This window comes from Methanobrevibacter sp. UBA212, assembly GCF_905233225.1.
Taxonomy (GTDB): Archaea; Methanobacteriota; Methanobacteria; order Methanobacteriales; family Methanobacteriaceae; genus Methanocatella.
The window spans coordinates 1-15913 of record NZ_CAJODJ010000005.1 but is presented as its reverse complement, the minus strand read 5'-3'; the positions used below and the strand labels follow the sequence as shown (position 1 = coordinate 15913).

General features: G+C 36.9%; 11 protein-coding genes and 2 tRNA genes. 12 read left to right on the top strand and 1 reads right to left on the bottom strand.

Translation table 11 applies throughout. The features are described 5' to 3' along the window. Positions 1 to 5: 5 nt before the first annotated feature. From purQ to QZ138_RS01420, 4 genes are all read left to right on the top strand, one after another. Positions 6 to 650 carry a phosphoribosylformylglycinamidine synthase subunit PurQ gene (purQ, locus tag QZ138_RS01435; protein ID WP_292885295.1) on the top strand — a complete coding sequence of 215 codons (645 nt, stop codon included), beginning with the start codon at positions 6 to 8 and terminating at the stop codon, positions 648 to 650. A gap of 8 nt (positions 651 to 658) precedes the next feature. Then, positions 659 to 1375, top strand: coding sequence for a uroporphyrinogen-III C-methyltransferase (gene cobA, locus QZ138_RS01430; protein WP_292885292.1), 717 nt, complete (start codon positions 659 to 661; stop codon positions 1373 to 1375). 4 nt (positions 1376 to 1379) lie between these two features. Further along, positions 1380 to 3164: a glutamine--fructose-6-phosphate transaminase (isomerizing) gene (gene glmS, locus QZ138_RS01425; protein WP_292885290.1), complete on the top strand. Its 1785-nt coding sequence runs from the start codon at positions 1380 to 1382 to the stop codon at positions 3162 to 3164. Between the two features lie 361 nt (positions 3165 to 3525). Next, complete coding sequence (locus QZ138_RS01420; protein WP_292885288.1) at positions 3526 to 5397, top strand: hypothetical protein; 1872 nt, start codon at positions 3526 to 3528, stop codon at positions 5395 to 5397. A 2-nt stretch (positions 5398 to 5399) separates the two neighbouring features. On the opposite strand, the gene QZ138_RS01415 is transcribed toward QZ138_RS01420, so the two are convergent. Continuing rightward, the gene (locus QZ138_RS01415) at positions 5400 to 6602 is read right to left on the bottom strand and encodes an MnmC family methyltransferase (RefSeq protein WP_292885286.1); all 1203 of its coding nucleotides are present in this window, start codon (positions 6600 to 6602) and stop codon (positions 5400 to 5402) included. Between the two features lie 1830 nt (positions 6603 to 8432). On the opposite strand from QZ138_RS01415, the gene tgtA reads away from it, so the two are divergent. The 8 genes from tgtA to QZ138_RS01375 all read left to right on the top strand — a co-directional run bounded on the left by tgtA (position 8433) and on the right by QZ138_RS01375 (position 15652). Next, the gene (gene tgtA, locus QZ138_RS01410) at positions 8433 to 10412 is read left to right on the top strand and encodes a tRNA guanosine(15) transglycosylase TgtA (protein ID WP_292885283.1); all 1980 of its coding nucleotides are present in this window, start codon (positions 8433 to 8435) and stop codon (positions 10410 to 10412) included. 4 nt (positions 10413 to 10416) lie between these two features. Beyond that, complete coding sequence (locus QZ138_RS01405) at positions 10417 to 11085, top strand: class I SAM-dependent methyltransferase (protein ID WP_292885280.1); 669 nt, start codon at positions 10417 to 10419, stop codon at positions 11083 to 11085. 78 nt (positions 11086 to 11163) lie between these two features. Then, positions 11164 to 11237, top strand: a tRNA-Gly gene (locus QZ138_RS01400). Positions 11238 to 11249: 12 nt separating this feature from the next. Further along, positions 11250 to 11323: transfer RNA gene (locus QZ138_RS01395), tRNA-Gly, on the top strand. A gap of 145 nt (positions 11324 to 11468) precedes the next feature. Next, the gene (locus tag QZ138_RS01390; protein ID WP_292885278.1) at positions 11469 to 12482 is read left to right on the top strand and encodes a hydroxymethylglutaryl-CoA synthase; all 1014 of its coding nucleotides are present in this window, start codon (positions 11469 to 11471) and stop codon (positions 12480 to 12482) included. Positions 12483 to 12494: 12 nt separating this feature from the next. Continuing rightward, positions 12495 to 13652, top strand: coding sequence for a thiolase domain-containing protein (locus QZ138_RS01385; protein ID WP_292885276.1), 1158 nt, complete (start codon positions 12495 to 12497; stop codon positions 13650 to 13652). A gap of 25 nt (positions 13653 to 13677) precedes the next feature. Beyond that, complete coding sequence (locus QZ138_RS01380) at positions 13678 to 14526, top strand: DUF1848 domain-containing protein (RefSeq protein WP_292885273.1); 849 nt, start codon at positions 13678 to 13680, stop codon at positions 14524 to 14526. 187 nt (positions 14527 to 14713) lie between these two features. After that, positions 14714 to 15652 carry a DUF1848 domain-containing protein gene (locus tag QZ138_RS01375; protein ID WP_292885270.1) on the top strand — a complete coding sequence of 313 codons (939 nt, stop codon included), beginning with the start codon at positions 14714 to 14716 and terminating at the stop codon, positions 15650 to 15652. Positions 15653 to 15913: the final 261 nt, after the last annotated feature.

Genomic DNA, 15913 nt, shown 5'->3' with positions numbered 1-15913 from the left:
ATAAGATGAAAATTGGAGTAATTAGATTTCCAGGAACTAATTGTGACCGTGATGTAGCAAAAGCCGTTGAGCTTGCAGGTCTCACACCGGAATACGTCTGGTGGAGTGAGGATAAGCTCACAGACTATGACGGCATTGTCATTCCTGGTGGATTTTCATATGGTGATTACTTGAGAGCTGGTGCAATGGCATCCATTACACCGGTAATTGATGGGATTAAAGAATTGGTAAAGGAAGAAAAACCTGTCTTAGGAATATGTAATGGTGCACAAATCCTGGGTGAAATCGGACTTGTTCCGGGTGTTTTCATTACAAACGAAACTCCTAAGTTCAACTGTGAATGGGTTGACTTAAAGGTAGCCACTTCAAGAACCCCATTTACAAAGGCATTCAAAAAGGACCAGACAATTGCTCTTCCAATCGCTCATGCCGAAGGAAGGTTCTACACTGAGGATATCGATTTGTTAAAAGATCAAGACCAGATCGTATTGCAGTTTAAAGGCAAAAATCCTAACGGTTCAATGGAAGCAATTACAAGCGTCTGTGATGAGTCAGGGCTTGTTTGTGCAATGATGCCTCACCCTGAAAGGGCATGCGAAGAGCTGTTCGGTTCAGATGACGGTTTGAACTTCTTTAAAGGTTTCTTATAAGTGATAAAATGGTAGTTTATTTAATTGGTGCAGGACCTGGAGATGCTGATTTAATAACTCTTAAGGCTGTAAAGGCTTTAAATAAGGCTGATGTTGTATTGTATGATTATTTGGCCAATGAAGAAATATTGGCTCATGCTCCGGATACTGCTGAAAGAATATATGTTGGTAAAAAAGCAGGCGAGCATTACAAGACTCAGGATGAAATCAATGAGCTGATAATCAAGCAGGCTCAAAATCATGAAAATGTCGTAAGGCTCAAAGGTGGAGACCCTTTCGTCTTTGGCCGTGGTGGAGAAGAGATATTGGCTTTGATGGAACATGATATCAAATTTGTAGTTATTCCAGGTGTAACTTCAGCTATCGGAGCACCAACTTCACTAGGACTACCAGTAACTCACAGGGCGGTAGCGACCTCAGTCACTATTGTAACAGGTCATGAGGACCCGACAAAACCGGAAAGTCAGGTGCACTGGGATTATACCGCAGACACTTTAATAATATTGATGGGTATTGGAAATATTAAGGAAAATACCGCTGAAATCATGAAATATCGTTCAGCAGACACTCCAGTTTGTGCCGTTGAAAGCGGAACTCTGCCGAATCAGAATTTGGTATTCGGAACTCTTGGGGATATTGCTGATAAAAAAATCAACACCCCTGCAATTTTGATTATTGGGGATGTTGTAAACATGTATAAGGAAATTTACGATTATCAAAGGTGATTAGATGTGTGGAATTGTCGGTTGTATATTAAAGGATGATGGGGATGTTGCACCCATTCTTTTTGACTGTATATCAAAGCTGGAGTATAGGGGATATGATTCTATAGGTTTGGCCACTTTCTTTGAAAATAAAATTCATATAAAGAAGGATAAGGGAAAAATCGCTGAAGTGGATAAGAAACTGGACCTTACAGACATGCCTGGAAACTTCGGTATAGCTCATGTAAGGTGGGCAACACACGGAGACCCGTCAAAGCTTAATTCACACCCTCATATTGATGAGGACACTACCGTTGCGGTAGTTCACAATGGGATCATTGAAAACTATTTGGAAATAAAGGAAAAGCTGATTCTTGAAGGCCATGTCTTCAAGTCAGACACAGACACTGAAGTCATTCCACATTTGATTCAAAAATTTATGGATGAAAAGTTCGATCTTGAACATGCCGTCAGAAAGACAATTGACATCATCGAGGGGGCTTATGCGATTGCCGCAATATCAATTAACGAACCCGATAAGATTGTTGCGACACGTAAGGACTCACCGCTGATTGTTGGAATCGGTGATGAGGGATATTATCTGGCTTCAGATTCTCCGGCAATCCTGAAATACGCTCGCGATATAATATATCCCGAAAGGGGCGAAATCGTCATCTTGGATAAGGACGGCGTCGTTGTCCATGACGAATTCGACAATGTCGTCAACAAGGAGATAGACACTATCAATTGGACACCTGAAATGGCTGAAAAGGAAGGCTATGAACACTTTATGATTAAGGAAATCAACGAGCAGGCTATCGCCGTTAGAAATACCTTGACCCAGAAAGACAACATTCAGGAAATCATCGATGAGGTTGGAGATGTTCAGAGAATCTGTTTTGTTGCATGCGGCACATCATATCATGCATCCCTGACAGGAAAATATCTGATAGAATCCCTTGCAGGCATTCCTACAGATGTGATTCTTGCATCCGAATTCAAATATTCCGCCAACACTTTAGATGATAAGACATTAGTTATTTTCATATCCCAGTCCGGTGAAACTGCAGATTCCCTTAAGGCTTTGGATGTGGCCAATCAAACATCCATAACTTTGGGTATCGTTAATGTTGCAGGTTCATCCATTACAAGACGTGCCAAATATGTTATCCAAACTCAGGCGGGCCCTGAAATTGGAGTTGCGGCAACCAAAACATATGTTGCCCAATTGACTGCGATTTATTTATTGGCCGCTCTGATATCTAAAAATGTGGAGCTTCTAAAAGAACTTGATAATGTTCCTGGATTCATTGATGAGGCTTTGGAAAATGTTGAATTGGTTGAAGAGTTGTCCAGGAGATATAATTATGCCCGTGACTTCTTCTATTTGGGAAGGGGTTATTCTTATCCTACAGCTCTTGAAGGCGCATTGAAACTTAAGGAAATTACATATATCCATGGTGAAGGTTATGCCGCAGGTGAGCTGAAGCATGGTCCTTTGGCTTTGATAGATGAGGGCATTCCTGTTGTTGTTGTAATTCCTCCGGGTGACAATTATAGAAAAACAATGAGTAATTTGGAAGAGGTCAAATCCCGTGGAGCTAATGTATTGGCTATTGGATCAGATGATGATGAATCTCTAAAAGCTAAAGCTGATGCGGTTATTGCGATAAACAGTGAAGTTAAAGAGATTATTGCACCATTGGTTTATATTGTTCCATTGCAGCTGATAGCATATTATATTACTTTAGAGAAAGGTCATGACCCTGATAAGCCTAAAAACTTGGCAAAATGTGTGACTGTTGAATAGTTAATATTTATAGCTTAAATCTTATTTAAGCTATTCTAATCTATTTTTTTTTAAATATTTCAGTTTTTAATCTTTAATTTGATGATTTAGATTTAAAATTATTGTTTTGATGATTTTTAAAACAATCAGTTATTTTATGATAATTTTTATAAATCTTTTTTTTAAATAGTCCTATTTTAAATAGAATTAACCTTTTGATAGTAATTTCAATCATTTTAACCTTTTTATAACAATTATAAAAATATTTATGCTTATTTTTTTAAAATTAAAACTCTTTATGCTTTTTTTAAAAATCAAAAGCTTTTTATACCTAAAACTTTTAATACATTATTACGAACAAATGTTAAATGGAGTTAACGTTATGTTTAATAAAAAAATTAGTTTAGTTTTAATGACACTGGTATTTATGTTGTCTGTGTCTGCAGTTGCTGCAGCTGATTCAAACTCAACAGATGATTTAATTGCTGGTGAAGTGGATGAAGAACCTCCATCGGGTGATGTGGGCGTTTTATCCGCTAATGAAGATGTCACTATTTCTGACAATGATAAGAATTATTCATTAGATGGTAGTGATGTTAGTATGTATTATAAGGGTGATTCAAGTTATCAGGTAACCTTATCTGATGGTAATGCTCCAGTTAGCGGTGCAAATGTTACTTTGCAATTAAATGGAGTTACCCATGTATTGACCACTGATGTGACCGGTAAGGTTTCACTTCCTATTGATTTATATCCTAATACCTATGATGTATTTGCCAGTTATGGTAATGCTTCTTTAAAGAATAAGATTAAAGTATTGCCTGTGATAACCGGAAAGGATATTACTAAAACCTATAAGAGTCCAACCAAATACACTGCGACCTTTTTAGATTCAAAAGGCAAACCATTGAAAAATACAAATGTAAAATTTATTTTAAATGGTAAAACCTATACTAAAAAGACAGATTCCAAAGGTGTAGCCAGTTTGGGTTTAAATTTAAAAGTTGGAAATTATGTGGTTTATGCAGTTCATCCAAACGGATATAAGATTTCCAATAAGATAACTGTCAAGACATCTGTTGCAGCATCCAATTTGAAGAAATATTATAAAGGCTCTAAGAAGTTTAGCGCCAAATTTTACGGTAAGAATGGTAAGGTCTTGAAAAAGAAATATATTAAATTCCGATTCAAGGGTGTTTCTTACAAAATAAAAACCAATTCAAAAGGTGTAGCAAGCATTAAGATAGGTTCATCTCCCGGAAAGTATAAGATGGTTTCAATTAACCCAAGCACCGGTGAGAAGGTAACCAAGACTGTTACTGTTTTGTCACCATTGTCCGCAAAGTCAATGGTCGCATTCACAGGCACTACTTCCAAGTTTAAAGTAACCCTTCACAAACCGAACGGAAAACTTGCAAAAAGTAAGAAAATGACCGTTTATGTTGATGGAAGCAAAAAAACAGTCAAGACAAATAAAAATGGTGTTGCTACAGTTAAATTTAAATTGGATAAGGGAACTTATGTCTTTAAAGCTGTTGATCCTTATACAAAATATACAATAAGCAAAAAGGTCACTGTTAAATTGGCTTCTATCCATGCACATAACATTGCTGCAATAGAAAATGAGACTTCAGCATTCCAGATACAACTTTTCAAGCAAAACGGTAATGTCGCTAAAAATACCAATGTGAAAATTACAATAGACGGTGAAAGCCATATTGTCAAAACAAATTCCAAAGGTTTCGCAAAGGTTAGTTTCAATTTACCTGTCGGAAAATATAAGGTTGTATGTGAGGATTTGAGCACCGGATATAAGGTAACTTCTCAGATTTCTGTTGTACAGGATAGGATGGCAATATCTTTCAATAAATATGGTGTTTCTGAAGATGGTAAAACCATATTGGCTATCGGTAGGCCGTCTGCGCCTGGTGAAGAATCAAAATATGGTTATACATGGTATATGACTGAATTTGAAAGAACATGTCCATATTGTGGCAGTCATGAACTGTATTGGGATGTCTTTTGGGCTGGAAATGAACATGATGAAGTGGGTATTTTCCCTGCTACAGGACGAAGGGAACCCGGCAGTACTGAGGGTATGATCTTCTGTAAGCATTGTGATGCGGACTTCTCAATATTCGGTTTGGAACACATATACTCTAATCCGAAGAAACTGACTGTTGTATACGGTCCGGTTAAGGCATCGAAAGAATTAGCATACCAACTTAAAAGTGGAAATTTCGTGAGAGCGTAATTTCATTTTTTTACTTTTTTTAATCTTTTTTTCATATCCAATATTCTGTTTGTGGAATTGTTTTTCAAATCCTGCTTTTCGCTGTATGCACTTTCAACTTCAACGATGTAGTATGCCTCATTGGAAGTTGTTGAAGGTATATTCATTTTTTTGAGATTGCGTTCAACTCGTCTTTTCAGCTTTTCGTCATCCATTTCCTGACCCAGAAATATTGGCGTTTTGACGGCTGATGAAATTTTGGTGTTGTGACGGGCTTCATGCCTTTCTTCAGCTCTTGCATCCAGAATGTCTTCGCTGGAGTTGTTCAAGCTGGGATCTCTAAATGGGATTCCGACATCTGACAGCGCTATCCTTATCTCATCATTTTTTGGAAGGGACCAATCCAGCATTTCCGGATTTGGACTGGCCAGGGTTCCGCCTTGCATTCTTCCAAATATCGGACCCAATCCAATATAGAAATCAGCTTCAATGAATCCTGCCCTTACCGGTGCCGATGAGGTGTAGGTTGCAATTATTCCATCATCCCTGATTACGCGTCTGAACTCCCTGAAGAATTCCACTGAGAATAGCTCAGGGGCCATGTTCTGGCTGAACGGGTCTAGAAATATTGCATCGTAGGAATCATCGTCAAGCCTTTGAACGGTTTGCCTTGCATCTTCAATAAAAACGTTGATGTTGATATTTTCAGGAATGTCTGTTGTTTCCAGACTTAATGTGGCGTAATCCTGTGCTATCAATTCATTTTCAATTGCCTTTTTGGTGATGTCATGTTCTGGAATTGGTGAAGGCACTAAAAGGCCGCAGGCCAATGTTGCCTTTGATATTTCAACCATGTCTATTTTCAGATTTGTTTTTGAATTTTTCATGAAATCAGCTATTGCCGCTGATGAATTATAACCTAATCCTGCACATATGTCCAAAATGGCAATGTCTTTATCATAATTGAATTTCATCGGTTTGATAAATTTCTCAAATGACTCACTTATTGCCCCGGTAGATGTATGTAGGGTTTCAACTTTGTGGTTTATTTCTTTAGAGTTGATAGAATAAGATCCATCATCGGTTAAAACAAAGTAATTGTTATAAGTATCAAAAAAATTGAGTCTCCATTCATTATTTTGACTACTTTTTTCTTGACGAAAAGTTTCATTTATCAAATCAAAAATATCGTCGTTGATTATTCTGGCGCTGTTTTCATAACTCATTGTATCAAGTATATTTTGGTTAGTGAAACTTTAAATATTTGATTATTTCAGAGGTCATTTCCATGATGTTGGATATTGCGGAAAGGGAATTGTTGCAGTGGTGTTGTTCATTTTCATTGAGGTTTGTCAATTGCCTATGGGGGCAGTTTTGCACTTGAGGAATTGATCATTTTGTGGTCAGTGCCGTGTCTCGTGCACTGCATTCAACCGGAGTAATTTCAATTGTTGCTTTGATGTTTTGGTCATATGGTTTTTCTTGAAACTCTTTTCATAAGGGGGTTAAATTTCTCCATTTATTTAGTTTGGCATTGATTTTAGGTTTAATCATATTTAATTAGTGTTGATTTCTTTATTTTTTAAATTCATGCGTTATATTTTGTCATTTTTCAGTAATAAAGCTGAATGATGTGTAAAATAATTTTATGTAATATTGAATTGATGGTATTTGGATTCTAAATCATATTACTTTAAACATGCATTTCGTAACGATTTCACTTTATTTTTTGAAATCTGACATATTTAAAATGTTCATTTTTAAAAATCAAGTTCAATATTTAAGTTATTTGGCTAATTTTGCCTTGAAAATTAAATTCTATTTTGTGCTTGAATTTCTTGATAAAAAGCCCTATTTGTGTTATTTTTGATTAAAAAGGCTTAAATTGGGCTTATTTGTTTTCTTAAGTTTTGGCACTTATCATTTTGGGTTTAGGTTTACATTTCCAAATTATATTATTTTTGACTTATTTTTAAAAAAACTAATGGATTTTCCTTTGTTTAGAGTTTAGGAATTTCTACAATCTTTTCTATTTTCCATTCTTTTTTCATTTAATAAACGATAAATTTTTAATATTTTCATTAAAATAGTATTATTTTGTAATATTTTATTTAAAATAAGTTCATTAAATCATATTTAATCTAATTGGGCCTAATATAATCTTATTTGTTATGGTTTAATCTCAAGACATTGGAATGAAATGCATTTGCTTTTAATTTGAATTGGGTGATTTGGGCCGTTTTAAGCCATTTAATTTTTCGCATAAAAATGCTTATTTTTCTTATTAATACTAAATTATTGCTTATTTTTGAATAAAAACATTTATATAATAGTTATTTCAAAATAATAACTGTCAATCTCAAGTATTGTACTTATTCAATAAAATTTTATTGAAAAATTTTTTACAATTTTGGGGTTGTCATACAAAAATTGAAAATTGGACTTTGTACGAACAAAGGGTGGGGAAATCCTGACAATTTATCGACAAGCATGTTTTCATGATGATGATAAATTTTTTGATGGAAAATTCAATAGATTTCATTTGACTGTAAAAATCTCCCTTTTACAGGATATGCCTATGATTTCAATTTCTCCAATGATGATGAGTAAGTAATTCCTGATTTAAACTACATTTCCTCAAAAAATTCAAGATTCGCCGACTTCACGCATGTCGTGGGAAGTTATGGAGATCTATCACGCCTAAATGAATTAAAAAACACGCCTAATTTAAAAATTGCTTTAACCGGGAATTAACCTATACTGGACATTTGTGGAATATCTCACGATTTAAATCTCCTCAACCGGGATGTTTCAAACCTAAAATAAAAAGAAATCTATGAAACCCGAAAAACAACACCCTTTAAAACCTAAAAAGAAAATGGTAAACAAAGCACATTAAAGGGTTAAGTTTAACTTAACCTCCCATTTTTCTTTTTAATTTTTCATGATAACTATTTTTTTACAAACTCAAATCATTTTTAAGGTCTTTGATGAGCAAAATTTATATAATTTCTAATTTAAATCTTATTTTAAAGAATTTTATATAGGTTAAGTAAATGTTTGAGATTAAAGCAAAAGATGGAAAAGGCCGTGTGGGTGTTTTAAAGACCAAACACGGTGATGTAAAAACTCCGGCATTGATGCCTGTTATCCACCCTCGAAAACAGGCATTGGATGTAGGCAAATACGGTGCAGATATCGTAATCACTAATGCTTATCTGATTTATAAGGACAATGAACTGAAGAAAAAGGCCGTTGAGGAAGGTCTTCATAAGCTGATTAACTTTGATGGACCGATCATGACCGATTCCGGTTCGTTTCAGCTGTCCGTTTATGGGGATGTGGAGATAACAAACAAGGAAGTAATCGAATTTCAGGAACTGATCAAAACCGACATCGGAACAAGCCTGGACATTCCGACCGCCCCTTTTGTTGACAGGGATAAGGCAGAAAGTGATATGGAAATCACTCTCGAAAGGGCTCGCGAAGCAATAGAATATAAAAAAGAGCAGAATATGGAAATGCTTTTGAATTCTGTTGTTCAGGGTTCAACATTTCTGGATTTGAGAAGAGAATGCGCAAGGGAACTGTCCAAATTGGATGCCGACCTTTATCCTATAGGTGCAGTCGTGCCGCTTATGGAATCATATCACTATAAGGACCTTGTGGATGTGGTCATGAATTCGATGAAGGAGCTGTCAGATACCGTTCCCCGCCATCTTATGGGAGCCGGCCATCCTATGATATTTGCATTGTGCGTTGCAATGGGATGCGATTTGTTCGATTCCGCAGCTTACATATTATATGCTGAAGATGACAGGCTTTTGTCAACAAGAGGCACATTCAAGCTGGAAAACCTGCAGGAAATGCCGTGCTCATGCGAAGTGTGCACCAAATACACTCCGGATGATTTAAGGGCAATGCCAAAGGATCAAAGAAGGGATTTGATTGCCCAACACAATTTGCATGTCTCATTTGCAGAGCTGAGGTTAATCAGACAGGCCATTCATGATGGTAACCTGATGGAACTTGTTGAAGAGCGATGCAGGGCACATCCTGCACTTCTTGAAGCCCAAAGGCAGCTTGGAAACTATACAATGGATTTGGAAAAATATGAACCAAGAAGCAAAAAGTCAGCATTCTTCTACACCGGTCCGGAATCCCTTTGCAGGCCGGAAGTCCTGAGGCATATGCAGAAGCTACGTGAAATGCCTAAAAAGAGGGACTTGGTGATATTGCCTCCAACAAGGAAGCCATACTCCAAATTCGTGTCCGGAAAGCTTGGCGAGTTTTATATCTATGGGTCCGAACAGGAACTGGATTTGGAAAACACTGATTTCATGGTATTGGACATACCTTTCGGATTGATTCCATTGGAAATCGATGAGGTTTATCCGTTGAGTCAAAATGACGCTCCAAAAACCCGTGATGTGGACAGCATAGAATTCTTGGAGGATTTCCTGAATGAGTTTGTTGAATACTATGAGCAGGTCCTGATCCATTCAAGGGTTATCAGGAATCTTGAAATCGGATTATACAACAAATCAATATCCTCAGAGGAAATCAGATATAAGAAGGATGATGTCAAAAAGGTCAAGGCCATTGCGGATTATCAGTTTGGTCCTGGAGCCGGCGAAGCTTTGTTTTCAGGAAACATCAACATAGAAAAAAGTAAAAAAACAGGAAAAATAAGGCACGTTTATGACGGAAAGGTTCTGATAGTCAATATGAGGGCATCCGATTCATATCTGATATTGTCAAAGGAAGGTGCTAAAAGGCTTCACAATGCAATGCAGTATCCAAAAAACAGGGTTGTTGTCAACAAGGACTCAGAACCGTTTGCACTTGATGGAAAAAGTGTATTCTGCAAATTTGTAGTTGAATGTGATGAGGGCATACGTGCCAATGATGAGGTTCTGATTGTCAATGAGCAGGACCAGCTCCTTGCCTATGGAAAGGCGCTCCTTGGTGCTTGTGAAATCGAACAGTTCAAAACAGGACAGGCCATCAAAACCCGTAAAGGTATGGGGAAGTGATATTATGAGCGATAACGATAAGGTAAATACAGGTCATCATATTGAAGACAAGGAACTTATTAAAAATGCAAGAAAACCTGTTGGCGAGCTTGGCCATCAGATACTTGACAGAATGAACGAATCCCATGAGAGCATGGCTCAGTGGGGAGTGACTCATTTTGAAATTCAGAAGGACTCAAAAATCCTTGATATCGGTTGCGGCGGTGGAAGAAACATAGAAAGGTTTGCCGCACAGATATCCGATGAGGGAAGGGTCGTCGGAATAGACTACTCCGAAGTCAGCGTTGAAAAATCCATTGAATTGAACAGGGACGCCATTGACAAAGGCATTGTCAACGTGCTGCAGGGATCCGTTTCAGACATGCCGTTTTATGATGAGACATTCGATATTGTAACCGGATTTGAAACAATTTACTTCTGGCCGGACTTTATCAATGACCTGAAGGAAGTCAACAGGGTTTTGAAGAAAGGCGGATTGGTATTTTTCTGTAACGAGGCAGTCTACAGGGAAGGTGAAATGGAAAAATATGATGATTTGGTTGAATTGCTGGACATGAAAATCTATTCTGAGGATGTCTTAAAGGAATCTCTTGAAAATACAGGTTTCAAGGATTTCAAGGCATTTGTCGATGAAGAAAATGATTGGATTTGCATTACTGCAATAAAAATCTGATTTTTTTCTATTTTTTCATGTTTCAACGAAAACTTTATATATCATTAAAACATAAGTTTATTTGTTGTTAGTTTTTATGCGCCGTTAGTCCAGTCTGGTTAAGATACTAGCCTGCCACGTTAGTGACCCGGGTTCAAGTCCCGGACGGCGCACTTTTTACACATGCAGTCGTGGTATAGTCTGGTTATTACTTGGGCCTTCCAAGCCTACAACCCGGGTTCGAATCCCGGCGACTGCATCTTGATTTATCTATTTTTTTTAAAAAATCTTTTTTTGTTTTAAAATGCTTTATTTTTAGTTACTTTTATATAATAATAAGAATAAAATATTAATAATTAAATTGATTTTTAATTTATTTCAATATTATAATTTAAGGTGATTTAATGGTAGGAATAGTAGGATATGGGGCACATGTGCCATCATATAGAATAAAGGTAGAAGAAATCGCTAAAGTGTGGGGAGATGACCCTGTTGCTTTATCAAATGGATTGGTCGTTAACGAAAAGTCCGTACCTTCTCCTGATGAAGACACTGCAACTATTGCAGTTACTGCTGCTAGATATGCTCTAGCAAGAGCTCAAATTGATCCCTCAAAAATAGGTGCTGTTTATGTTGGTTCCGAATCACATCCATATGCAGTTAAACCGACTGCTTCCATTGTAGCTGAAGCGGTTTGCGCAACTCCAAAATTGACTGCTGCTGATTTGGAATTCGCTTGTAAGGCAGGAACAGCAGGTATTCAAATGACAATGGGTCTTGTAGAATCAGACATGATTGAATATGGATTGGCTATTGGTGCTGATACCTCACAAGGTGCTCCTGGTGACGCTTTGGAATACACTGCATCCGCAGGTGGTGCAGCTTACATTATCGGTAAGGAAAACACAATAGCTGACTTTAATCACACATGCAGTTTCACTACAGACACTCCTGACTTTTACAGAAGGGAAGGTCAACCTTATCCGTCTCACGGAGGACGTTTTACAGGTGAACCTGCTTACTTCAAGCATGTATTAAGCGCAGCGAAAATGCTGTTTGAAGAAACCGACACAAAACCTGAAGATTACGATTATGCATGTTTCCACCAGCCAAACGGTAAGTTCTACTTGAGGGCCGGTAAGAAATTAGGATTCACATCTGATCAAATAAAACAGGGATTATTAACTCCTAATATTGGAAACACTTATTCCGGTGCAGTGCCTTTGGCATTATCTAACATTTTAGATATTGCTGAACCTGGTGACAACATATTTGTCATCTCATACGGTTCAGGTGCAGGAAGTGACGGTTTTTCAGAAAGAAGAGAATTAGCTCCAAAAACACAAAGCATCATTGATCAAAAAACCTATGTTGATTATGCTGTGTATGCTAAATTCAAAGGTAAAATTAAAATGTAAGGGGGCTTAAGAATGAGAGATGTTGCGATTATCGGAGTTTCACAGACAAAATTTGGTGAATTATGGGATTCCTCATTTAGGGATTTAATTGCTGAAGCTGGTTTAAAAGCTATAATAGATGCAGATATTGGCGGTGACGACATTGAAGCAATGTATGTTGGAAACATGTCTTCAGGACTGTTTGTAGAACAGGAACACATTGCTGCACTTATTTCCGACCATGTAGGTCTTAATCCAATTCCAACCACAAGAGTAGAAGCTGCTTGTGCATCAGGAGGATTGGCGTTAAGGCAGGGAATCATGGCGGTTGCATCAGGTTTCCATGATGTTGTAATTTCTGCAGGTGTCGAAAAGATGACTGATGTGGTTGACGCTACACCTGCTATTGCTACAGCATCAGATCAGGAATGGGAAGCTCAACAAGGTGCTACTTTCCCATCATTATATGCAATGATTGCAAAAAGACACATGTACGAATACGGTACAACCCGTGAACAATTGGCACAATTTTCAGTGGTTAACCACAAGAATGCATCCAAAAACCCGAATGCACAATTCCCATTTGAAGTATCAGTTGATAAGGTAATCAACTCCACCATGGTTGCAGACCCATTGACACTCCTGGACTGTTCCCCTGTAAGTGACGGAGCAGCAGCAATTGTTATGGTGCCTGCTGAAGATGCTAAAAAGTACACTGACACTCCAATTTATGTAAAGGCTTCTGCACAGGCTTCTGGAACATTAACATTACACGACAGAAAAGATTTGACTACCATTGAATCCACAAAAGTGGCTTCCAGAAAAGCTTATGAAATGGCAGGTGTAACAACCAAAGACATTGACTTGACTGAAGTTCACGACTGTTTCTCCATCAACGGACTTTTAGCCGTTGAAGATCTTGGATTTGCCGAAAAGGGTAAAGGAGGAATAGCTATCGAAGAAGGACAAACTGAAATCGACGGTGACTTCCCAATCAACACTTCCGGTGGTCTTAAGGCACGTGGACACCCGTTAGGTGCTACAGGTATCGCTCAGGCTGCAGAAGTCGTATGGCAACTCAGAGGAGAAGCCGGCGGACGTCAGGTGGACGGTGCAGAAATCGGTATGACCCACAACATCGGTGGTACAGGAGGTACTGCAGCTGTACACATTTTCGGAAGAGATTTATAAATCTCTTTTACCTTTTCTTTTTTTTATGATACTCAATACAGGCACAAGGACTGACATTCCAGCTTTTTTTTCTAAATGGTTCCTGAACAGGATTGAGGAGGGTTTTGTTTTAAGCAAGAACCCCTACAACAATCAGATTTACAAATATAATTTCAATCCGAAGACTATTGATGTCATGTGTTTTTGTTCTAAAAATCCAAAGCCTTTGGTGAAAAATCTGGATAAATTGTCTGATTACAGGCAGTTCTGGTTTGTTACGATCAATCCCTACGGAAAGGACATTGAAGTTAATGTTCCCGATTACAGAAAGGTTATAAAAACATTTAAGGAATTGTCCGAGATTGTAGGAATCAATGCAGTGTCCTGGAGATATGGCCCGATATTCATCACTGAAAAGTACAATCTTGATTTTCACATTGAAAAGTTTGAGGAAATGGCATCTGAACTGCATGAATACACTTCAGACTGCACAATAAGTTTCATTGATTTGTATCAGAAGGTTTTGAGGAACTTTTCCGAAGCCCGTGAAGTTACAGTTGATGAGCGATTAATAATTGGTGAAAATTTTGCAAAAATTGCAAATGAATACGGCATTCAGATGAAAACCTGTGTTGAGGGAACATTGCTTGACCAGTTCGGTTTCGATTCATCAGGATGCATGACCCAACAGGTGCTGGAAAAGGCTATTGGAAATAATCTAAAAGTCCCTAAAGGAAAATACCATAATCGAGAATGCAACTGTTTAATGGGAAGGGATATTGGATTATATAATACTTGCATGCATGGATGTAAGTATTGTTATGCGAATAGTCACGAAATTATCTACTACTTTTCTCTCACTACAGATTATAATATTCTTTTCTTCAGTAATTAAAGTTTTTGGAAATTCGTTCAAATCGTAGAATTTTAACATATATTCAGATATAAAATAAAAACATTGGTGAATGTATAGAAATAAAAATGTTGTCTTGAACAGTTATTATTTAACAGAATTGGCTGTATGATGCTGGTCAAAACACAAATAAGAAATGTTAATGTCACCAGATATAGTAAGTGATAACATGATAATAAACGTCGGCGGAAGAACAGATATAGTGAACTACTATACTCCATGGCTATTGAACAGGCTTGAAGATGGATATGCATATTCAAGAAATCCCTTTGCAAGGGAGAATGTTTACAAGTTAAGTTTAAATCCTGAAGATGTTGATTGTCTTCTGTTCTGCTCCAAAAACTACCAACCTATCCTGAAACATATAGGTGACATTGATGAAAAGTACAATATATTGTGCAACTACACGATTACTGCATACGGCAAGGACATAGAACCGAAAGTCCCATCAATAAATCAATCTATTAAAACGTTGAAACGATTATCCGATATTGTTGGTAGCAACAAGATTCTCTGGAGATATGATCCAATACTTCTTACTGAAAAATACACTGTTGAAAAACATCTGGAAACATTTGAATATATGGCAGAAAAGATCTCACCATTAGTTTACAGATGCATATTCAGCTTTGTGGACATGTACAAAAAAGTTGAAGAGAACATGCCTGAGATAATTCCACTTACTGAAGAAGATAAAGTGAAGTTATTGAAAGGGATTGGTGAGATATCGGAGAGATTTAATCTGTATACTCAATCATGTGCAACAAATGAAAGCTATGAAAAATACAACATTCATGCTGCAGGTTGCACAACTCGGGAAATTTTAGAACAGGCACACAATGTAGTTTATAAAAATGTAAAAGGAACAGGAATTAGAGAAAACTGTCACTGTATTCCATCAAGAGACATAGGGGCTTATAATTCCTGTTTAAGTGAATGTAAATATTGCTACGCTAATCGAAAACCTGAAATTCCAAAAAATGTTATAAAATTGCATGATGAGAAATCACCGTTGTTGCTAGGACACCTTAAAGAAAATGACAAACTAACAGATACGGAAGTAATAAAATATATTGAACCAAAACAAACTACTTTATTTGATTTTTAGATATTAAATTTTTATTTCTCATGATGCCTAAAATCAACACAAATTTTATAAAATTAATTTATCCAAGTCATCTTCCGATAGTTCAAGAGACCCTATAATTAACATATATATGAAAACTCATGTGATAGTTGTATAACTTTTGTTCTCTCTACACTACTTTTTTTGTCTCTTTCAAAAACTTGTGTGATTTGAATTTTCACTAGTTTTTGAGTCTCGAAATTTTTTCGTTTTATTTTTTCTTTATTTTTAATTTAAAAGCAG